This is a genomic window from Planctomycetota bacterium (genome assembly GCA_016125255.1).
Taxonomy (GTDB): Bacteria; Planctomycetota; Phycisphaerae; order Phycisphaerales; family Zrk34; genus RI-421.
The window spans coordinates 80440-101922 of the sequence record WGMD01000007.1 but is presented as its reverse complement, the minus strand read 5'-3'; the positions used below and the strand labels follow the sequence as shown (position 1 = coordinate 101922).

Annotated in this window: 19 protein-coding genes; 13 read left to right on the top strand and 6 right to left on the bottom strand. The window is 62.8% G+C overall.

Annotated elements, in window-relative coordinates:
- Positions 1-38: 38 nt before the first annotated feature.
- From urtB to urtE, 4 genes are read left to right on the top strand one after another with little or no spacing between them, the layout of a single operon-like run.
- Positions 39-1802, top strand: a complete 1764-nt coding sequence (urtB, locus tag GC162_08160) for an urea ABC transporter permease subunit UrtB (protein MBI1368616.1) — start codon at positions 39-41, stop codon at positions 1800-1802.
- On the top strand, positions 1699-2994 hold the full coding sequence (urtC, locus tag GC162_08155) for an urea ABC transporter permease subunit UrtC (protein MBI1368615.1): 1296 nt from the start codon (positions 1699-1701) through the stop codon (positions 2992-2994). Before urtB ends, urtC begins: the two co-directional genes overlap by 104 nt.
- 47 nt (positions 2995-3041) lie before the next feature.
- Complete coding sequence (gene urtD / locus GC162_08150) at positions 3042-3839, top strand: urea ABC transporter ATP-binding protein UrtD (GenBank protein MBI1368614.1); 798 nt, start codon at positions 3042-3044, stop codon at positions 3837-3839.
- 10 nt (positions 3840-3849) lie between these two features.
- Positions 3850-4545, top strand: a complete 696-nt coding sequence (gene urtE / locus GC162_08145) for an urea ABC transporter ATP-binding subunit UrtE (GenBank protein ID MBI1368613.1) — start codon at positions 3850-3852, stop codon at positions 4543-4545.
- Between the two features lie 27 nt (positions 4546-4572).
- On the opposite strand, the gene GC162_08140 is transcribed toward urtE, so the two are convergent.
- Positions 4573-5385 (bottom strand): hypothetical protein, encoded by an 813-nt coding sequence (locus GC162_08140; protein ID MBI1368612.1) that lies wholly within the window; start codon positions 5383-5385, stop codon positions 4573-4575.
- Positions 5386-5578: 193 nt separating this feature from the next.
- Positions 5579-6403, bottom strand: a complete 825-nt coding sequence (locus GC162_08135; GenBank protein ID MBI1368611.1) for a hypothetical protein — start codon at positions 6401-6403, stop codon at positions 5579-5581.
- A 381-nt stretch (positions 6404-6784) separates the two neighbouring features.
- On the opposite strand from GC162_08135, the gene GC162_08130 reads away from it, so the two are divergent.
- Genes GC162_08130 through ureC form a run of 5 tightly spaced genes read left to right on the top strand, consistent with a single transcriptional unit; the run spans position 6785 to position 11655 of the window.
- Positions 6785-7486, top strand: coding sequence for an urease accessory protein UreF (locus GC162_08130; GenBank protein MBI1368610.1), 702 nt, complete (start codon positions 6785-6787; stop codon positions 7484-7486).
- Positions 7487-7498: 12 nt separating this feature from the next.
- Positions 7499-8218 (top strand): urease accessory protein UreG, encoded by a 720-nt coding sequence (gene ureG, locus GC162_08125; GenBank protein MBI1368609.1) that lies wholly within the window; start codon positions 7499-7501, stop codon positions 8216-8218.
- Positions 8219-8230: 12 nt separating this feature from the next.
- Entirely contained in the window at positions 8231-9127 is an 897-nt protein-coding gene (locus GC162_08120; GenBank protein MBI1368608.1) for an urease accessory protein UreD, read from the top strand.
- A gap of 35 nt (positions 9128-9162) precedes the next feature.
- Positions 9163-9921 (top strand): urease subunit gamma, encoded by a 759-nt coding sequence (ureA, locus tag GC162_08115; protein MBI1368607.1) that lies wholly within the window; start codon positions 9163-9165, stop codon positions 9919-9921.
- Positions 9922-9939: 18 nt separating this feature from the next.
- Positions 9940-11655: an urease subunit alpha gene (ureC, locus tag GC162_08110; protein ID MBI1368606.1), complete on the top strand. Its 1716-nt coding sequence runs from the start codon at positions 9940-9942 to the stop codon at positions 11653-11655.
- A gap of 79 nt (positions 11656-11734) precedes the next feature.
- Here the strand turns inward: ureC and GC162_08105 are convergent, their stop codons facing one another.
- The 4 genes from GC162_08105 to GC162_08090 form a co-directional block, all read right to left on the bottom strand.
- Positions 11735-11959: a hypothetical protein gene (locus tag GC162_08105; GenBank protein MBI1368605.1), complete on the bottom strand. Its 225-nt coding sequence runs from the start codon at positions 11957-11959 to the stop codon at positions 11735-11737.
- A gap of 377 nt (positions 11960-12336) precedes the next feature.
- A complete protein-coding gene (locus GC162_08100) occupies positions 12337-14247 on the bottom strand; it encodes a DUF4914 family protein (protein MBI1368604.1) in 1911 nt (636 codons plus the stop codon).
- A 134-nt stretch (positions 14248-14381) separates the two neighbouring features.
- Positions 14382-16184 carry a phosphoenolpyruvate carboxykinase (GTP) gene (locus GC162_08095; protein ID MBI1368603.1) on the bottom strand — a complete coding sequence of 601 codons (1803 nt, stop codon included), beginning with the start codon at positions 16182-16184 and terminating at the stop codon, positions 14382-14384.
- Between the two features lie 114 nt (positions 16185-16298).
- Entirely contained in the window at positions 16299-16859 is a 561-nt protein-coding gene (locus GC162_08090; protein ID MBI1368602.1) for an NADH-quinone oxidoreductase subunit B, read from the bottom strand.
- A gap of 238 nt (positions 16860-17097) precedes the next feature.
- On the opposite strand from GC162_08090, the gene GC162_08085 reads away from it, so the two are divergent.
- The 4 genes from GC162_08085 to GC162_08070 all read left to right on the top strand — a co-directional run bounded on the left by GC162_08085 (position 17098) and on the right by GC162_08070 (position 21440).
- Positions 17098-17382 (top strand): hypothetical protein, encoded by a 285-nt coding sequence (locus tag GC162_08085; protein ID MBI1368601.1) that lies wholly within the window; start codon positions 17098-17100, stop codon positions 17380-17382.
- A gap of 10 nt (positions 17383-17392) precedes the next feature.
- Positions 17393-17617: a ferrous iron transport protein A gene (locus GC162_08080; protein ID MBI1368600.1), complete on the top strand. Its 225-nt coding sequence runs from the start codon at positions 17393-17395 to the stop codon at positions 17615-17617.
- A gap of 28 nt (positions 17618-17645) precedes the next feature.
- A complete protein-coding gene (feoB, locus tag GC162_08075; protein ID MBI1368599.1) occupies positions 17646-19841 on the top strand; it encodes a ferrous iron transport protein B in 2196 nt (731 codons plus the stop codon).
- A gap of 327 nt (positions 19842-20168) precedes the next feature.
- Positions 20169-21440, top strand: coding sequence for a S1 RNA-binding domain-containing protein (locus GC162_08070; protein ID MBI1368598.1), 1272 nt, complete (start codon positions 20169-20171; stop codon positions 21438-21440).
- Positions 21441-21483 lie beyond the last annotated feature (43 nt).

Sequence of the window (21483 nt, the reverse complement as noted above, 5' to 3'; positions counted from 1 at the left end):
GCAAGCCGGATTTCCGACAGACCGCGAGGCAAAAGAGCATGAATTTACCGATATTTTTTGCGGAAGTTCACGGCGAGCGGAGACTCCGCCCGCCGCTTCGACGAAGATTCAATCGAGTCGGTCTGCTCCTCATGATGCTGTTCATTGGCGCCGCGACCGCACTTGCCGCGCCGTCGAGTCCCGAAGTCGATGCGAAGATCCGCGAACTCGCCCTCAAGTTCACCGAAGCCAGGGAAGGCGAAGAAGCCGTCGCCGCCATGATGGACCTGCGCAGCGATCATGTCGCCGTGCTTTTCGATCGGCTCATGAACCGCACGGTCTATCTCTGGAAAGGGCAGCTCGTCTATTGCCCTGAGCTTACGAAAGACGCCGCCGGCGAATCCGTCGCGCCGCTGTTCGATCTGCTCGATGACAAGCCGCTCGAAGTCGATGGCAAACCCATCGTCGTCCCCGCCAGGGAAATCGAATCGTTTCAGGGCCATCGCCGCGTACGTCAGGCCGTCAAAAACGCGCAGTCTGTCATCGGCCTTCTCGTCGACGACCCCGCCGCCCGGCTCGCCGCCGCCAAGAAAGTCGGCGACGCACGCGAGGCCCTCGCGCTGTCGCAGCTTCGCAAGATGGTCAACGACGACGCCGACGCGAAAATCCGTCAGACCGCCCGTGAAAGCGAGCTGATCATCATCGCCGCCGGCGCCGATCCCGCCGGTGATGCGAAGGCGAAGCTCGATGCCGTCAAGGCGCTTGGCGACATGAAAAGTCTCCGCGCCATGTCGATGATCGAGCAGATGCAGACCGACAATGCCAAATCCGAAAAGCCCTCCAAGGAAGACGCCGCCGCGTTCGCCGCCGCGCTCGATCAGATTCATGCTCACCAGAGTTTCGTCTCATGGGTCGGCACGATCTTCAAAGGTCTCTCCGCCGGATCGATCCTGATTCTCATGGCGCTGGGGCTCGGCATCACGTTCGGCCTCATGGGCGTCATCAACATGGCGCACGGCGAAATGATGATGATCGGCGGCGTGACGACCTGGGCCGTCGAAGAGTTCTTCAAGAACAACGTCTCCCCCGAATATTTCAACTGGTACTTCGTCGCCGCCTTCCCGCTCGCGTTCCTCGCCGCCGCGCTCGCCGGCCTGCTCATCGAAGTCCTCGTCGTGCGCCATCTGTATCGCCGTCCGCTTGACTCGCTGCTCGCGACGATCGGCCTGAGTCTCATCCTGATTCAGGCCGTCCGACTTTGGAAGGGCGACAACCTCGGCATGAGTTCGCCAAGTTGGTTCACCGGCGGTTTCGAAATCATGCAGGACGTCACGCTCCCGTACAACCGCCTGTTCATCATGCTGCTGACCGCCGTGTGCGTGCTGGCCATCTCCGCCATGATGAACTTCACGCGACTGGGCCTGATGATCCGCGCCACCGTGCAGAATCGTCAGATGGCGCAGAGTCTGGGCGTCAACACCAAGCTCGTCGACGCATGCACCTTCGCCTTCGGCGCCGGCCTGGCGGGCATCGCCGGCTACGCCTTCACGCTGACAAGCAACGTCAACCCCGAAATGGGGCAGGCCTACATCGTCGAATCCTTCCTCGTCGTCGTCACCGGCGGCGTCGGCAAACTGATCGGCGTCGTCTGCTCCGGTCTTGGCCTCGGCGCGCTTCTGAAATTCATCGAACCGCTCAACCTCGGATTCTTCGCCTTCGATGCGACCTGGTCCAAGGTGCTCGTGCTGCTGCTCGTCGTGCTGTTCATCCAGCGCCGCCCCTCCGGACTCTTCCCGGACAAGGGGAGACTCGCCGATGCCTGAAGCGGTTCATCACACCCGTCTGCTCGTCAATGCACGCCGCCGCCGCGACATCATCGGCGGACTCGTCATGGCGTTCCTCGGCCTCGTCTTCGTCCCGATGCTCTACGCCTCCGGCCTCATGAGCATCGTCATGGTCAACAAACTCGGCCAGTTCGTCGCATTCTCCATCGTCGCCATCGGACTCGATCTCGTCTGGGGATACATGGGCGTCCTGAGTCTCTGCCAGTTCCTCTTCTTCGCCATCGGCGGTTACGCCATGGGCATGTACCTCGCCCTGCACGGCCCGCTCGACGGCGTACATAATGTCCCTCGTGCCCTCTACGTCGTCTCCTCCAGCGTCGGCGACATCTCCCTTCCATGGTTCTGGCGCCCCTTCAAATATTTTCCCCTCGCCGTCATCCTCGGGCTCTCGCTCTCCGGTTTCATCGCCTTCCTCGTCGGCCTCAGCGGATTCATCAGCCGGGTCCGAGGCGTGTACTTCTCCATTCTCACGCAGGCCATCACTGTCGCCTTCTGGCTCATCTTCCAGAAAAACGACATCCGTCTCTGCGGCACCAACGGGCTGACCAACTTCGTCACCATTCTCGGCTATAAACTCGCCAGCGATACCGACGCTGCCTGGTACATGCAGACGCGCTTCTGGCTCTATATCGTTTCCGTCCTCTGCATGCTTCTCGCGTTCTTCGTGGCCAGACTGCTCGTCAATTCGCCCTTCGGCCGCGTCCTCATCGCCGTGCGCGATGACGAATCGCGCCTGCGGTTCTTCGGCTACAAAACATGGATGTTCAAAACGATGACTTTCACGATCGCCGGCGTCTTTGCCGGTGTCGGCGGCATGCTCTACTCGCCGCAGAAGGGCATTATCACCCCCGAACAGATGACCGCCTTCGCGTCGATCCTCGTCGCCGTATGGGTCGCGCTCGGCGGGCGCGGCACGCTCTGGGGCGCCGTGCTGGGGACCATCGCCGTCAATCTCCTCTATGACACCCTGACCTCGCGTGTCCCCGATGCCTGGCCATTCGCGCTGGGCGGATTGTTCATCCTCGTCGTCCTGATCCTGCCCGGCGGATTGATGAGTCTGCCCGAAAAACTTGCGGGATTGGCGAATCGCGCCAAAACCGCCCCCGCGCCTGCGACGACCGCCAACAAGGATGCCGTCGCGGAAGTCGTGCCCAACGGGGGTGAGTCATGAACGCTGCCACACACGCCCCGGCCCACCCGCACGAGCACGCGCCTGTCATGGACCCGCTGCACCAGTACGACTATCGCAACGAAGGCCCGCGCAACAGCGCGCTGTGGCATCATCGCTACCTGCTCGCCCTCGAAGACGTCACGGCCGTATTCGACGGCTTCAAGGCGCTGGACATCACTGACCTGGCCATCGGTCACAACGAGCTTCGCGTCGTCGTCGGGCCCAACGGGGCCGGCAAAACGACCATGTGCGACGTCATCTCCGGCAAGACCCGCCCGGCCAGCGGCAAGGTCCACTTCGACGGCCGCGAAATCACGCAGGACTCCGAAACCGACATCGCCTTGAGCGGCGTTGGACGAAAGTTTCAGATTCCCAATGTATTTGATAGTTTGACCGTTTACGAAAATATTCTGCTCTCGCTGCCGCGCTATCAGGGCGTGTTCGCGAGTATCTGGGAGAAGGAGTCGGCCGAGGAACGCGATCGCATCCTGTCGATTCTGGAGCGCGTGCGGCTTCTCGACTTCCTGCATCACAAGGCCAAGAATCTCAGCCATGGTCAGCGTCAGTGGCTTGCGATCAGCGCCCTGATCATCGCCAGTCCGAAGCTGCTCCTTGTCGACGAGCCGGCCGCGGGTTTGACCGATGCGGAGACCGCGCTGACGGCCGAACTGCTTCTGGAACTTAAAGAACAACATACCATCATCTGCATCGAGCACGACATGGAGTTCGTGCGTCAGCTCGGCTCGCGCGTCACGGTGCTTAACGAGGGCCGCGTGCTCGCCGAGGGCACGCTCGCCGAAGTCCAAGCCAACGAACAGGTCATTGAGGCGTACCTTGGAAGATAACACCCAGCCCATGGTCCGGATCACCGACCTGAACTTCGCCTACGGCGGCGTGCAGGCGCTGCGCGATGTGAATATGGTGATTCCCACGGGAAAAGTGACCTGTGTGATGGGCCGCAACGGCGTGGGCAAGACGACACTGATGCGCAACATCATGGGGCTGCTCAAGCCGGCGAGCGGGTCGATCATCGTCGACGGTCAGGACATGACGCGCGCACCGGCACACCGGACCGCCAAGGGCGGCGTCGCCATCGTACCGCAGGGCCGCATGATCTTTCCGAAGCTGACGATCGAGGAAAACCTGCGCGTGGCGCTCTCCGCACGGCGCGACGGCAAGCGGAAGATTCCGGCGCAGATTTACGACACGTTCCCCGTGCTCAAGCAGATGTCCAAACGCCGCGGCGGCGATCTGTCCGGCGGGCAGCAGCAGCAGCTCGCCATCGCCCGCGCGATGGTCGGCGAGCCGAAGGTGATGCTTCTCGACGAACCCACCGAAGGCATTCAGCCCAACATCATCCAGCAGATCGGCCACGTGCTCCACCGCCTGATCGACGAGATGGGCATGACCATCATTCTCGTCGAACAGTACCTGGACTTCGTCAAGGAGTTCGGGCATCACTTTTATGTCATGAACCGCGGCCGAGTCGTTGCCGAGGGCGCGACCGATCAGCTCACTTCGCAGATTGTCCGCGAGCATCTGAGCGTGTAATTCACGCAATCGCGCGCACGAGCATACTCATTTACTCATCTTCATGCGCTCGACCATCGCGCTGGCGACGGCGAGCACCTCGCGCGGAATCTCCAGCGTGTTGCCGGAGAACTCGGCTTTGGCGTCGGACGCTCGGGCCAGGGCCCGCAGGGAGTCATCGGTGAGCGAGAAGGTGATGCGTTCATCGTAACGAACTTCGAAACCCTTGCCCGTGTTGACGCGTGACTGGTCAGTGACTTCGTAGTTCGTCACGGGCAGCGACAGGGCTTTACCGTCGACGGTCAGGTCGATCGACTTGGCGAACTTGTAGCGATTACTCGCGTGCTTGTTGACCGTCATGATCATCGACATTTTGTCCGGCGCGGCACCGGCCGATTTGCCGGAAGAGGTGTACTGGAAGAGGATTTTGTGATCGACGAGCGCGAGGACGCCGCTCGTCGGCACTTTCACGGGGGCACTGGTGACGGTGGTGCGGTCTGCCTTGTCGTCGTAGTCGGTTTGAATGCGGGCGATCGCCGAGTCGACGGCTTCGCCCTTGGCGGTCATGCCGGCGAGCTGCTCGAGGCGCATCTTTTCAGCGGTTAGGTCTTCGGTGGATTTCTTGGCCTCGGTGAGCTGCGTCTTGAGCTCGGCGGTCTGCTGCTGAGTCGTCGTCAGTTCGCCCTTCATCTGGGCGATCTGCTTGCGGATCGTATCCAGTTCGCTACGCAACTGGACGTTTTCCATTTCGAGCTGGGCATTGCGGGCCTTCAAATCGGACAGCTCATCGGCGACAGCAGCCGGCGCGATGGCGAAAGGCGAAAGCACGGTGAGCAAGAGAAAAAGACCATATTTGGACATGAGACGATTCCTTGCCGGGTGTTCGATCGTGTGAATCCGTCGGCATTTTATCGCGAAATGTATGAATGTAAAAACGTCCCGGTGGGCGGCCGGCTCCACCGGGACGTTAGGTTGAGTCAGGTAGGAACTCAACCTTGGGACACGTCAATGTGCGAGTCCCGTTGATCGTGAGCACGTTGGCTCACGCGGGGGATCAGAAATCGACACCGAAGCCGATGTTCCCGGTGGCAAAGTCGTGGTCGAGGTTGCCGGGGATGATGTCCGGGTCGGTGATCCAGTACGCGACGCCGCCGTGGATGTTCCACGCGCCGTACTTCTCGGGGATGAACTTGAGGGGCATGGACAGGGACAGGCCGACGGAGCAGTAGCCGACGCCGGACTGGGTGCCGCCGTGGAAGTCATCGGTGGTGAAGATGCCGACATTGACGGGGACGCTGAGGTTCAGATCTACGGATTCGGATTCGAGGAGCGTGAATCCGGGGGCGATGCCCAGGACGACGACCAGTCCGCTGTTGCCGCCTGCAGGCGCGGCGCCGCCGGCGTTGAGACGGTCATGGAAGGTGACGGAGGGATTGAAGGCGAAGTCCTTGAAGATCAGGCCGGTGTCGTCATAGCTGATGGATCCGTCGAGGATCTTTTCGGTGTCGCCGGCGTAGTTCCAGTCCTGATAGAGCAGGCCGAAGTGGAACTTATCGACGTTGAAACCGAAGCCGAACCACACGTCGACTTCCTGGAACTGGCCGCCGAGACTGGTCGGAGCGTTGTTGTTGATGTCCCACCACGTGCCGAAGTTGACGGTGAACATGTCAAAGTCGAGGGTGACGTTGGCGGTGGGGTTGACGGTGCCGATGGAGCGGTTGCCCCAGTTCTTGCCGCCAGCCCAGACGTCGGCGCCGTAGGAGATAAAGTGCGTGTACAGGTCGACGGAGAAGCTGGCGGAGATTTTCATCTCCATCGGCTCCGCCGCGGCCGGCGCGGCTTCCTCGGCGGCGTACGCCGAGCCCGCTGCGGCAAACATGAGAACAGAAGAATAACCTGCGGCCTTGAAGAGCCGCTTCATCAGACTAGCACCCATTGGTTGTGCTCCTAGAAAATGGGGGTTGAGTGCGCCCGCGTTGGGGCTGACGTTTCCTGACCTTTGGGCAATTGCCCGGTTAATGATCCACCCGCGTGTCATCCCCGACGGATGAGATGATTACATTCCATGCAATCGACGCACGCTCAAATGGGAGATTGCAAAGGGTATGCCAACTTCGATTAGATAGGTTCTTCAATCAATCGCTGCTGAGAATTGACGCATCAGGCATCATGGATCGTCCGTCATGCTTAGAGATTCATCACGGCCGCCGTTGATCTGCGCCGAAGCGTCCATCGCGTATGCTCAATAACGATTGTTTGCATGACCGTCGCCGCAAACGTACACTCGCCATCGATGCAGATGCATGATTGGACATGCTGGCAACTCATCGACTCGGCATTTCCCAGCGGCGGGTTCACGCACTCGGGCGGGCTGGAGGTCGCTCGTGCGACCGGCCTCGTGCACGACGGTGCATCGCTCGGGCAATATGTTCAGACCGCGCTCGTTCAGGCGGCGTTTGGAGCGTGTCCGTTCATTCATGCAACTTATGCCGATTCCCAAAACTTCCAGGAACACGATGCGCATTGCGACGCCATGCTGCTCAATCACGTCGCCAATCGCGCGAGCCGGCGGCAGGGCGGCGCGCTTTTGCGGAGCACATCGATGGTGTACCGCAGCGAAGAGCTGACGCGCATCGAAGCGATGGCGCGCCAGGAGCGGACGCCGGGGCATCTGGCGTGCGTGTTCGGCGTGCTGGGACAGGCGGTGGGTCTCGACCTGGAGCGGACGCGCGATCTGTTTCTGTTCACGACGGTGCGCGGTCTGCTGTCAGCGGGGACGCGCCTGAACATCGTCGGGCCTTTCGAGGCACAGTCTTTGCAAAGGGAACTGGAAGGCGCGGCGCGATCAGTCTCTGCGCAGTCGGCGGGGTTGGGCCCGGCTGATGCGTGTCAGACGGCGCCGCTGATGGACATTCTTCAAGGCGGGCAGGATCGTCTGTACTCGCGGCTGTTTCAATCCTAAGGGAGGCGCACCATGCATATGCACGCCGGTCACGATCATGAGCACGAACACATGGACCATCCCGGTCACTACCACGAGCGGGGCGAGATGCTCGCCAACCGTGACTTTACCCGCCGGTCGTTCACGGTCGGCATCGGCGGGCCGGTCGGGTCGGGCAAGACGGCGCTGGTGCTCAAGCTTTGCGAGCTGTTGCGGGATGATTACAACATCGCGGTGGTGACCAATGACATCTTCACGCGCGAGGACACGGAGTTTCTCGTGCGGAACAAGGCGTTGCCGGCGGAGCGCATCGCGGCGGTCGAGACCGGCGGATGCCCGCATGCGGCGATCCGCGAGGACATCACGCCGAACATCATCGCGCTGGAGAAGCTCACGCAGCAGTTTCATCCGCAGATGCTCTTCTGCGAATCGGGCGGGGACAATCTGGCGGCCCATTTCAGCCGAGAGCTGGCGGATTACACCATTTATGTGATCGACGTGGCGGGGGGCGACAAGATTCCGCGCAAGGGCGGGCCGGGGATTACGCAGGCGGACCTTTTGGTGATCAACAAGATCGACCTCGCGGCGGCGGTGGGGGCGGACTTGGCGGTGATGGATCGGGATGCGAAGAAGATGCGCGGCGACGGGCCGTTCATCATGGGCAGCATCAGGCATGGCAACGGCGTGCGGGACATTGCGCATCATGTGCTGCATGCGTGGCAGCATGCGACGGGTGTGGACCATACGCATTGACGGAGCGGTCAAGTGACGCTGTTGGAGTCGCGCGATATCGAGTTGGGCCGACATACCCGCAGCGCCGGCGGCGAAGCGGAAGACGCGTCGCGCTCGCAGGTCAGTGCGGGCGAGATTGCGATCGAACAGGTGGCGGGGCGGTCGGCGATTGTGCGTCTTCGCGGGACGGCCCCGCTCAAATTGCTATGCCCGCGCAGGCCCGGACCGGCGGCGTGGGTGTATGTCAGCAGCTTCGGCGGCGGGCTCGTCGCGGGGGACGCGATCGAACTGGACGTGACGATCGGCGAGGGGGCGACGGGCGTACTGATGACGCAGGCGTCGACGAAGGTGTATCACCGGCAGGGCGAGCGCGGGGCGAAGCAGACGATGCACGCCCGCATCGGGGACGATGGATTGCTTGTCGTGATGCCCGACCCGATCGTGTGTTTTGCGCAGGCGGTGTACGAGCAGCGGCAGCGGTTCGATATCGAAGCGGGCGGATCGCTGGTGCTGTTGGATTGGATCACCAGCGGCCGGGCGGCCCGCGGGGAGCGATGGGCGTTCGACCGATACGACAGTCGCAACGAGGTGACGCTCGGCGGCAAGCGCATCGTGTTCGACCGGCTGCGGCTTGATCAGAGCGCCAGCCCGATTGATGCGATGCACGCCGCGGGCGCGTCGCACTGTTTCGCCACGCTGATGCTCATCGGCGAAAAGCTGCGCGATCAGGCGAAGGCGATGTGCGAGCGGAACGCGAGCGAGCCGCTCGTGCGCGGCGCGTCGGCGTGTGCGATGGCGAGCTTGTTTGAGTGGGGGGCGGTGATGCGGATCGCAGGGCGGACGACGGAGGAAGTGGGGCACGCGATTCGGGCGGAGGTTGGATTTTTGAATCGGCTGTTGGGGGCGGGGCCGTGGGATCGGAAGTGGTAAGGTTGGATTGGCGTTCCTTTTGACGAGGATCAGCGATGCATTTGACGCCGCGTGAAATCGAAAAGCTGACGCTGCACCAGGCGGGTTTCGTCGCGCAGAAGCGACTGGCCCGCGGCGTGCGGCTCAACTATCCCGAAGCAATCGCGCTGCTCGCCACGCAGGTCATGGAGATGATCCGTGACGGGAAGCGCGTGGCGGAGTTGATGGATTTGGGTCGGCGGATGCTCGGGAGGCGGCAGGTTATGCCCGGCGTCGCCGAGATGATTCATGAGGTGCAGATCGAGGGGACGTTTCCGGACGGCACGAAGCTGGTCACGATTCACCATCCGATCGCGGCGGAGAACGGCGACCTGAAGCTGGCGCTGTACGGCAGTTTTCTGCCGGTGCCCGAGCTGAGCGCGTTCGGGGATGAGAAGGAAATGCTGACGCCCGGTGTATGCACGGCGATGGCGGGCGAGCTGGAGCTCAATGCCGGTCGGCCGACGTGCACGCTCAAGGTGACCAACACCGGCGATCGTCCGGTGCAGGTCGGTTCGCATTATCACTTTGGGGAGACGAACGCGGCGCTGGTGTTCGATCGCGGCGCGGCGTACGGGATGCGACTCGATATTCCGGCGGGGACGGCGGTGCGGTTCGAGCCGGGCGAGACGAAGACGGTTTCGCTGGTGGCGATTGCGGGCGAGCAGGTGATCAATGGGGGCAACAATCTGGGCGTCGGACCGGTGAGCGAAGCGGGGCGCGCCGCGATGCTCAAGCGTGTCGCCGCGGAAAAATTCGGACATTCGCCGGCCTGACCGGCGCGGGAGCTATTCATGTCATACAAGATGCCGCGCAGCGCCTACGCCGAGATGTTCGGCCCGACGAGAGGCGATCGACTCCGTCTCGGGGATACGTCGCTCATGCTTCAGGTCGAAAAGGACATGACGGTCTACGGCGACGAGTGCAAATTCGGCGGCGGGAAAGTGCTGCGCGAAGGCATGGGCCAGCGGGCCGGCGGCGACCCGAATCTCGCGCTCGATTATGTCATCACCAACGCCCTGATCGTCGACTACACCGGCATCTACAAAGCCGACGTCGGCATCAAGAACGGGTTCATCGTCGGGATCGGCAAGGCGGGCAACCCGGATGTCATGCCGGGCGTGGGGAAGAACATGGTCGTCGGCGTGACGACCGAAGCGATCGCGGGCGAAGGATTGATTCTGACCGCCGGCGGACTCGACACGCACATTCACTTCATCTGCCCGCAGATCGCCGACGAAGCGATCGCATCGGGGCTGACGACGCTCGTCGGCGGCGGGACGGGTCCGGCGACGGGAACCTGCGCGACGACCTGCACGCCGGGCGCGGCGAACATCGCCATGATGCTGCGCGCGTCTGACGACATCCCGATGAACTTCGGGTTTCTCGGCAAGGGCAATACGGCGGTGCCGCTGGGGCTGCCGGAGCAGGTGCGCGCGGGGGCGGTGGGGCTCAAGCTTCATGAAGACTGGGGCACGACGCCGGCGGCGATCGACTGCTGCCTCGGCGTGGCGGACGAGATGGATGTGCAGATCACGATTCACACCGACACGCTCAACGAATCGGGCTTCGTCGAAGCGTCGATCGCGGCGTTCAAGGGGCGCACGATTCACACGTATCACACCGAAGGCGCCGGCGGCGGACACGCGCCCGATATCATCCGCGTCTGCGGCGAGCCGAATGTCTTGCCCAGCTCGACGAATCCGACGCGCCCGTTCACGGTCAACACGATGGACGAGCACCTGGACATGCTCATGGTCTGTCACCACCTTGATAAGAATCTGCCCGAGGACGTCGCCTTCGCCGAGTCGCGCATCCGCGGCGAGACGATCGCCGCCGAGGATATTCTGCATGACATCGGCGCGTTTTCGATCATGGGGTCGGACAGCCAGGCGATGGGCCGCGTCGGCGAAGTCGTGACGCGGACGTGGCAGACGGCGAGCAAAATGAAGGATCAGCGCGGGGCGCTCGCCGGCGATCCGGCGGAGCACGACAACGCTCGGATCAAACGCTACGTGGCCAAATACACGATCAACCCGGCGATCGCGCACGGCATGGGGCATCTGATCGGCTCCGTCGAAGTCGGCAAGTTCGCGGACCTGGTGTTGTGGAAGCCGTCAATGTTCGGGGCGAAACCGGAGATCGTCATCAAGGGCGGGCATATCGCGTGGGCCCAGATGGGCGACCCCAACGCGTCGATTCCGACGCCGCAGCTTGTGTCGATGCGCCCGATGTTCGCCGCGCGCGGGCGGGCGCTGGGGCACAGCAGCATCTCGTTCGTGAGTCAGGCGGCGGCGGACGACGATGTGGCGACGAAGTATGGGCTGACGAAGCGCGTCGAAGCGATCAAGGACTGCCGCAAACTCACGAAGGCGGACATGAAACTCAACGACGCCACGCCGCGGATTGAAGTTGATCCGGAGACTTATCGTGTCAAAGCGGATGGGGTGGAACTGATGTGTGAACCGGCGACGAAGTTGCCATTGGCGCAGCGGTATTTTCTGTTTTGATTTCAATAAAGAAGCCCACGGTGGAGCACCGTGGGCTTCTTTGTCATGTCATCGTATGTATTGCCGACACTGATGCTGATCAGTGGGCGTTGCGGCCGCCGGCGAGGACGCGGGCGTCGAGGGCGTCGCGCTGCGGAGGCACGAGGTGCTGGGCCTTGCCGGTCAGGGCGTAGGGCGCCTGTTGGTTGCCTTGGGCCATGGCCTGCTGCTGGTTGACGCGGAGCACGGTGGCGTGGGTGCCGGCGAAAACCGGGGCGGAGAAGGCGGCGGCGACGATCACGGCGGCGGTCAGGAAAGTCTTCATGGCGGATACTCCTTCAAAGAGGAAAAGGGTTGTGGGTTGCTTGCTGAACACCCACTGCGATGCCATTGTAGAAGTTTTCGTTACAAGGTTGAAACAAAAACACGCATTTTCGCCGAGGAAAAAGCGGATTGTCGCAGGGCTGTGCGGCTGCGTAAGCGCGCAGGGCGATGGGCGGGCTGCTGCGAAAACGAGCGGCTGCGGCGCGCGAACGCACGATGGGTACACATTGCCGACGACGGGCGCTGCATCATCCGCATCATCCATCGGCCTGATGTTCAAACTGATGCGGCGGCCCGGTGGCGCTGCGAATCGCGACAGCAAAAAAGCCCCGAAGCGATGCTTCGGGGCGTTGGTGATTCTTAAGTTTCGTTCGCCGATCAATAGTAGGGCGAATCTTCGATGACCGGTTCGGCGCTGATGAGGCCGAGGTAGTCTTCGAGTTTGCCATTGTCGAGGCAGCACTCGATGATCTTCTTGCCGTTGGGATCGAGGTCGGGCTCGATGAACTTCTTGAGCTGGTCCTTGAAGAAGGTCTGAAGGATGTCAGCGCCCTTGTCGTAGGTTTCCTCGCCGACTTCGTACTGGGTTTCGGTGCGGAGGAACCAGTTGCCGATGGTCTGTCCTTCGACCATGAGGGTCTTCATGGCGTAGCCGAGCAGCGGGCATCGCGCGGGGACGATCTGCTCATTGGTGAATTTGGCGCCGCCGCGGCGGGCGAGATATTCGCGGGCGATCCACTGGGGCATGAAGCCGACTTTCCACGCGCCGACGTGCTGATTGGGGATGAGCACGTAGCGGACTTTGGGCGTGGACATGATCTGTCGAAGCAGGAGGTTGGCCTGATCGACGCGTCGTCCGGTGGCGAAGGGCCAGTAGGAGCCGACGCCTTCGGAGGCCATGGATTCCCCGCCGACGATGCTGGGGTTGCCGTGTCCGCGCGGGGCGACGAGACGCCAGAGCCATGCGAGGGAAGCGGGCAACAGGTGCATCAGACCGGCGATGCCGTAGGTCGGGGCCTTGCTGGTGCATGGAGGCATGCGGACACCGAAGCTTCGGATGTCGACGGAGACGGGATGATTGACGACGCCGGGTACGATATGGCGCGGCAGAACGACGCGCGGATTGGGACACGGCTTGCCGGGCTCGTCCTCAATGTGGTCCCACACCAGCGCGGTGGAGCCGGGCACGGCGTCGATGTTCAGGAACAGCAGGGGGGCCTTGGGCTGAATCGTGACGGCTTCGAGGTGCGGGTCCGTGCCGTAGTGGCCGAGATGATTGACGCGCATGAACCATGCGTCCTCGGCGTCCATGAGCGTCAGCCGTCCGTCGTTGCGCTGAATCGACGGATGACACAGGGCCATATCGTCGGTGACGGGGCGAAGTTCGCAGGTGCGGGGGATGACGATCATGCGCTCGTCGCCGGTGACGACATTGCGGCCGAGCAGCAGACGGCCGTCGCGTTCGCGGTGAACCTCTTCGAGCATTTCGCTCTTGCCGCCGCCGGAGGCGCCTTCGTGCATGATGGTGACTTTGTTGTCGTAGGGCGTGACGACCTGGACGGTCGAACAGTGCGCGGTGACCCAGTGCTCGGCTTCACCGAGGTTGATCAATACGCCGTAGATACCCTTCTTGGCGCTGGGGCCGGGGTAGAGGTTGTAGCTGAACAGTTCGTGCAGATTCTTGCGGCGGTTGTGCACGACAAGCTGCTTGCCGTCGAAGTGCGTATGACGGAAAGGCGGGGCGACGTAGATGACGGCGCGCGGCGAGAAGTCGTCGGGAATCTCGTCGGGGCCGAGGATGCCCTGAAGCATGGCGAGCCCCAGCGCGAAAAAGCCCGCGTTCGCCGGGGCGACGACCACGGCGTGCATCCCGTGCTGTTTGGAGCCGGCCATGAACGGGAAGATCGCCAGGTCCTGCGTCTTGAGCCAGTCGAAGGTTTCCTGACGCAGCTCGTCAAAGGGCTTGTTGAAGCGATCCATGTAGCGCGGCTTGTTGGTCGGCTGCATGTCGCCGATCACCATGCAATCCGGATCACGCCGCCGCATGTACGGGTCGATGTAGTTGGCGGCGATGCCGTTGCGGACCTTGCACGCCTTGGCTTCGAGTACGCGACCCTGCCCCGGTACGTCGTACCAGACTTCGTGATACCCGTCCGGCCCGGCATCGCGCACGGCCAGCTCGAGCAGTTGCTCCGTGCTTTCGCCGACGATGAACGAGGGAGCGGCGGCGAGAATGTCCTGAACCTCCGCGGGCAGGGCGAACGACGGCATGTTTTCCACACTGGGCATACGTGATCCTATCTTCAAGGAAATGTCGTTGGGATTCTAGCGGACAATCGCCTCAAAATGAAGCGCAAAATATGAGTCGTGCGAATAGAAGATGTTCTTCTTATCAGAAAATCTTCTGACGCGGTCCGCCTGATTCAAGCGCGTTGGAGCCGTATTTCAAGATTCATCAATTGCTCACGCAGCGCCGCCGGAAGTTTGTCGCCGAATTTGGCGTAGTGCGCTTCGAGCTGCGGGATCATCGCCCGCCATTCGTCGGTCTTGACGGAAAGAAGCTCAGCGAGGTTCTCGGGCGCGATGTTCAGACCGGCGAGGTCCAGATCGCCCGCCGCCGGGAGCAGACCGATCGGACTTTCAATCGCCTGGGCCTTGTCGTCGCACCGCTGACAGACCCACTTGAGCACGCGGCTGTTCTCCCCGAAGCCGGGCCAGAGCCATTTGCCCGACGCGCTCTTGCGGAACCAGTTGACGTAGAAAATCTTGGGCATCTTCGCCCCGCCGCGCGCGCCCATGTCCAGCCAGTGCTGCCAGTAGTCACCCATGTGATATCCGCAGAAGGGCAGCATCGCCATCGGATCGAAGCGCAGCTCGCCGACTTTCCCCGCCGCGGCGGCGGTCTTTTCCGACGCCATCGTCGATGCGAGAAACGTACCGTGCGTCCAGTCGAACGCTTCGAGCACGAGCGGCTGCGTGCTGGCGCGGCGTCCGCCGAAAAGGATGGCGTCGATCGGCACGCCTTCGGGGTCCTCCCATTCGGGGGCGATGACGGGGCACTGTTTGGCCGGGGCGGTGAAGCGCGAATTGGGATGCGCTGCTTTCTCAGCATCGCCGGGGTGCCAGTCGTGACCGAGCCAGTTGACCAGATGCCGCGGCACCGCCCGCAGACCTTCCCACCACACATCACCGTCGTCGGTCAGGGCGACGTTCGTGAAGATCGCGTTCTTGTCGAAGGAGCGCATGGCGTTGAAATTGGTTTCGTCGCTCGTGCCCGGCGCGACGCCGAAGAAACCGGCTTCCGGATTGATCGCGCGGAGCCGGCCGTCCTTGCCGAACTTCATCCATGCGATGTCGTCGCCGACCGTCTCGACCTTCCATCCCGGCAGCGTGGGCTCAAGCATGGCGAGATTTGTCTTGCCGCAGGCGGAGGGGAAGGCGCCGGTGATGTACTTCACTTCGCCTTCGGGGCTGGTGAGTTTGAGGATGAGCATGTGCTCGGCCATCCACCCCTGATCGCGCGCCATGACCGATGCGATGCGCAGCGCGAAGCATTTTTTGCCCAGCAGCGCATTGCCCCCGTAGCCCGAGCCGTATGACCAGATTTCGCGCGACTCGGGGAAGTGCACGATGTACTTGTCCTGCGAGTTGCAGGGCCAGGGCACATCGTCGCGCCCGTTGTCGAGCGGGTAGCCGACGCTATGCAGTCCCGGCACGAACGGCCCGTCCTCGCCGAGCACTTTGAGCACCGGGGTGCCGATGCGCGCCATGATCTTCATGTTGCACACGACGTAGGCCGAATCTGTGATCTGCACGCCGATGTGCGCGATGGGCGAGCCGACGGGGCCCATCGAGTAGGGGATGACGTACATGGTGCGCCCGGCCATCGCGCCTTTGAAGAGCGCGGTGAGCTTGGCTTTCATCTGGGCGGGATCGGTCCAGTTGTTCGTCGGGCCGGCGTCTTCTTTTTTGAGCGAGCAGATGAACGTGCGATCCTCGACGCGCGCGACGTCAGCGGGATCGGACCAGGCCAGATAGCTGTTGGGCCGCTTGGCTTCGTTGAGCTTGCGGAAGGTGCCGGCGGCGACGAGCCGGGCGGCGAGCTGGTCGTACTCGGCGTCGGACCCGTCGCACCAATGCACATCGGTGGGCGTGACAAGCTTGGCGACTTCATCGACCCATTCGATGAGTTTGCGATGACGCGTAGGTGCGGCGGAGGTGGTCATGCGGTTGTGATTCCCTGACTCTGTTGAACATCAAGCAAAACGACGACGTTTCACGATCGACGATTCGCGTGACCCCCCGGAAGATCTCGACCGTCGGATTGTCGGTTAGTTCGCTCAGGTCGTGCCGACGGTGAGCGGGACCGGTTGAGGGCGGACTTCGTGCGTGGGCTGAATGGCGATTTGGAGCGGGCGGCGTTTGCCGCCGCGCGGGGGCAGACCGTCTTCGTCGACGATGCGCTGTAGGGTCATGATGCCCTCCATGAGCGTTTCGGGACGGGGCGGGCAGCCGGGCACATAGACGTCGACGGGGATGTACTGGTCGATGCCCTGCACGACGGCGTAGGTGTCGAACACGCCGCCGGTCGAGGCGCAGGCACCCATGGAGATCACCCACTTGGGCTCGGTCATCTGTTCGTAGATGCGCTGCAGGACGGGCATCATCTTGACGCTCACGCGGCCGGCGACCACGAGCATGTCGGCCTGACGCGGGGAGAATCGTGCGACTTCCGCACCGAAGCGGGCGAGGTCGGTCCGGCTGCACGCGGTGGCCATGAACTCGATGCCGCAGCAGGCCGTGGCGAACGGCAGGGGCCACATGCTCGAGCGCCGGGCCCAGTTCACGACCGCCCGCAACTGCGTGGTGATGAAATTGTCGGCGGCCAGTTCAATGCCCATCGGTCACTCCAAAGCACATTGTGATAAACGTCACAAGCATTATACCGATGCAATCGGGACTGCCAAATGCCCGTTTAACTCACCGAAACCCTCATCGGCCTTCCACGCGGAGGGACTTGCAATTTTAGACAATCTTGTCTTAAAATGGTGCCTCGACCGCTTGACGGCTGGCTCCGCCAAGCTTAAGATTCCTTGCAGTTGAGACTGCTTCTCAACAGCGATACAAGGTTCCGACCCCATGCTCGATTCGCTTCAGACAGCCAAACGCGGGACACGGGGGCAGATTCTCTGCATGGCCTCCGAGCCGCAGTGCGCTCGCGATCTGCGTCGCATGGGGCTGCGCGAGGGGACGATCGTGGAGGTCATGACTAATCACGACCCGGTGATGATCCGTTTCGACGGTTGCTGCCTGGCGCTGTCCCGCAGTGCGCTGGCGGGTGTGAAGATCTGTCACTGCGGTCAGCCGGCCGCGTCGGCGTGTTATCGCCCCGACTGTCCCGGCGCTAAGTCGCAGCGCCGATGAGCCATCGGTGATGACGCTCGATCAAATGAAGACCGGTCAATCGGGACGCATCGACAAAGTCGACGGCGATGGCGTTTTGACGCAGCGCCTGCTCGCCATGGGACTCCTGCCCGGATCGAGCTTCAAGGTCATCGCCGTCGCCCCGCTCGGTGATCCGCTGACGGTTGAACTGCGCGGCTCGCGCGTGAGTCTGCGTCGCGTCGAAGCCGCCGCACTGGCGGTCACACCCCTCTGACTTTCCCGCACGACAAACGGAATCGATCGTGACCACCGCCTCTCCCCAACCGCCGCTCACTCACACCGACCACGCCGAGGTCGTCCTCGTCGGCAATCCCAACACCGGCAAAAGCACGCTCTTCAATCGCCTCACCGGCGCACGCCAGCGCGTCGGCAACTACCCCGGCGTGACCGTCGAAAAGAAATCCGGCTCCGCCCGATGCGGCGATCAGACCGTCACGATCATCGACCTGCCCGGCACGTACAGTCTCGCCGCCATCTCCGCCGACGAACGCGTCGTCATCGATGCTCTGACCGGTCATCTATCGGGCATGCGACGCCCCGACCTGGTCGTCTGCGTCGTCGATGCGACGAACCTGATCCGCAATCTCTTCCTCGCCTCGCAGGTCGCCGACACGGGCTTGCCGATTGTCGTCGCTCTCAACATGATCGACGCCGCGAAGGAGCAGCACATCACGCTCGACCTGCCGCTCCTGTCCGAACGGCTGGGCGTCCCGGTGATCCCGACGGTGGGAAATCGCAACGAGGGCGTGACGGAGCTGCGCGCCGCGATCGCGGCGGCGCTGAACCATCCGCCCAAGCCGCATCGCATGACCTGGCCCCCGGCGGTCGAGGCGGCGGCCGACCTGATCGCTCAAGGGGTGCGACGCGAAACCGGGACCCCCATCGAACGCGCCGAGGCGCTGCGCCTTCTTTTCGACATCGATTCGTCCATCGCCGACCGCCTGCACTGGTCCGCCGAGCCGCGGCACAAAACGCTCGCCTCGGCGCACGAACTTCTGCACCAGGCCCATCTCGAAACGCTGCACGCCGAGTCGATCCTGCGCTACGGCTACCTCGCGGAGCAGCTTGAAGACGCCGTGCATCATCCAACCGAGCGCCCCGTGACGCGCACCGAATCGATCGATCAGATTCTGACGCATCGCATCGCCGGGCTCGTCGTCTTCATCGCCGTGATGTACTTCGTCTTCTGGTCCATCTACAGCTTCGCCGCCCCGTTCATGGACATGATCGACGCGGGCTTCTCCGTGCTCAGCGACTGGGCGCGCCAGGCGCTCGCCGGCACGCCCGTCCTCGCCGACCTCGTCGCCGACGGCATCATCGCCGGCGTCGGCGGCGTCCTCGTGTTTCTCCCGCAAATCCTCATCCTTTTCTTTTTCATCTCCCTCCTCGAAGACACCGGCTACATGGCCCGAGCCGCCTTCCTGATGGACAAACTCTTCAGTTGGTGCGGCCTGAGCGGAAAAAGCTTCGTGCCCATGTTGTCCAGCTACGCGTGCGCCATCCCCGGCGTGATGGCGACGCGCACCATCGAAGACCCCAAAGCCCGGCTCACCACGATCCTCATCGCGCCGCTGATGAGCTGCTCCGCGCGACTGCCCGTCTATATCCTGCTCATCGGCGCGTTCATCGAACCCAAGTACGGCGCCTTCTGGGCGAGTTTCGCCCTGTTCGTCATGCATTTCGTGGGCCTGATCGTCGCGCTGCCGATCGCCTTCGTGCTCAACAAGCTCGTGTTCAAGGGCCGGGCGTCGACGTTCGTGATGGAGATGCCGCCGTATCGTGTCCCGGCGATGGCGGATGTGCTTTGGCGCATGTGGATTCGCGCCCGCGAATTTCTTCTCCGCGCCGGCACCATCATTCTCGCCATGACCGTCATCATCTGGGCGCTGACGTACTTCCCCCGCCCCGATTCGGTGCGCGCCGATCTCGTGCAGCGGATCGCCGCCGAGCATCATGTGTCCAGCGCCGACGCCGACAAGCTGATCGACGGCGAGTTGGCGGACGATCTGGACGCGGCGTACCTGGAGCAGAGCTACATGGGCCGCATGGGCAAAATCGTGCAGCCGATTTTCGCGCCGGCGGGTTTTGACTGGAAGATTACCGTCGGCGTCCTGTCCAGCTTCCCCGCCCGCGAAACGATCATCGCCACGCTCGGCATCCTCTATCAGCAGGGCGGCGACGTCGATGAGGACTCGGAGAATCTGCGAAAGGTCATGGCGGATTCCAAATGGCCCGACGGCCGGGCCGTGTTCACACCCGTCGTCAGCTTCGCCATCATGGTCTTCTTCGCCCTGTGCATGCAATGCGGCGCGACGCTCGCCGTCATCGCGCGCGAGTCGGCGTGGAAATGGTCGCTGTTCGTGTTCGTGTACATGACGGTGCTGGCATGGATCGGAGCCGTGGCGACATATCAGATCGGCACGGCGCTCTTCGGCTAGAATGCCATATGCTCGACAACCTCGTTGTCAGTCTCGTCGTCCTCGCCGCCGCCGGATACCTCGGTTATCTGGCCTGGCGCAAGGTCCGCGGCAAGCGCGGCTGCTGCGAGGACGAAGCGCCGAAAAAGCCCACCGTCTCCCGACCCATGAACCTGACCATCGGCGGCAAACGCCCGCGCTGAATCCGCCTTTTCTTCGCATTCCTGTCCTACCGCATCCGCCCGATCGCCCGCCGCTTGGTGAATTGGGCCGATCCGGGGTAAGATATGGCTCGTCTATGCGCCTTGAAACGCGCCCCGAGGTATCCCTACAGGAACGCAACGACCCATGACCGAGTCATCCTCATCGTCGCCCACCCCGCTCGATGCGCAGCTCGAAAAAGAGATTGCCGACGCGCTGGGCGATCAGACCATCGAAGAACTCATGCAGGCGGACGCCCCTCCCCGCAAGTCCGCCGCCGTCCCCGAGGACGAAGCCGACCCGCGCGCCCGCTTCGGCACCGTCGCCGGCATCCGCGACAACGAAGTCTACGTCGAGTTCAGCGCCAAGGAACAAGGCGTCTGCGCCCTCGATCAGTTCCACAAAAAACCCCGCGTCGGCGATCGCATCGAGTTCATCGTCGACTCAGTCATCCCCGGCGAAGGCCTCCTCCGCCTGCTCATCCCCGGCGGTGCCGGCAAGGCCGACTGGAAGACCCTCGCCAAGGATCAGATCATCGACGCGATGGTCGTCGGCATGAACACCGGCGGGCTCGAACTGAAGGTCGCCAATCAGCGGGCGTTCATGCCCGTGAGCCAGATCGAGCTCGGCCGCGTCGAGGATCTGACGCCTTACGTCAACAAGAAACTCCGCTGCAAGGTCATGGAACTTGACCGCAAGCGCAAGCGCATCGTGCTCTCCCGTCGCGCGGTGCTTGAAGTCGAGGAAGCCGCCAACCGCAAGGAGCTTGTCAAGACGATTCAGATCGGCGAGACGCGCGAAGGCGTCGTCCGCCGCGTGCAGAACTTCGGCGCATTTGTCGAACTCGTCCCGGGCGTGGACGGCCTCGTGCATGTCTCCGACATCAGCTATCAGCGCATCGAGAATCCCGCCGATGTGCTCAGCGTCGGGCAGAAAGTCACCGTCAAAGTGCTCAAGGTCTCTGAAGAGGGCGATCGCATCTCGCTGAGCATCAAGGAGGCGGGCCCCGATCCGTGGCAGGGCATCGAAGCCCGCTACGCCCAGGGCGCTGACCTGACCGGCACCGTCACCCGCCTCGCCGCCTTCGGCGCCTTCGTCGAGCTCGAGCCGGGCGTCGAAGGCCTGATCCATATCAGCCAGCTTTCCGATCAGCGCGTCGACCGGGTCGAACAGGCCGTCAAAGTCGGCCAGCAGGTCACCGCCCGCATCACCGAAGTCGACCCGCGCAAGCATCGCATCGGTTTGTCCATTCGCGCCCTGACCGCCAAGGATGTCCACAACACCACCGAAACGACCAGCAAGGAAGACCTCGCCAAATACGTCGTCAAGGACACCAAAAAGGCGCGCACCGGCGAATCCCTCGGCGCCCTACTGAGCAAATTCTCCAACTCCTCCGGCCAAAAAGGCGGCATCGGGTAACTGCAAAATACCCATCACGATCCACGTTTAGCGGCGGGGCAAC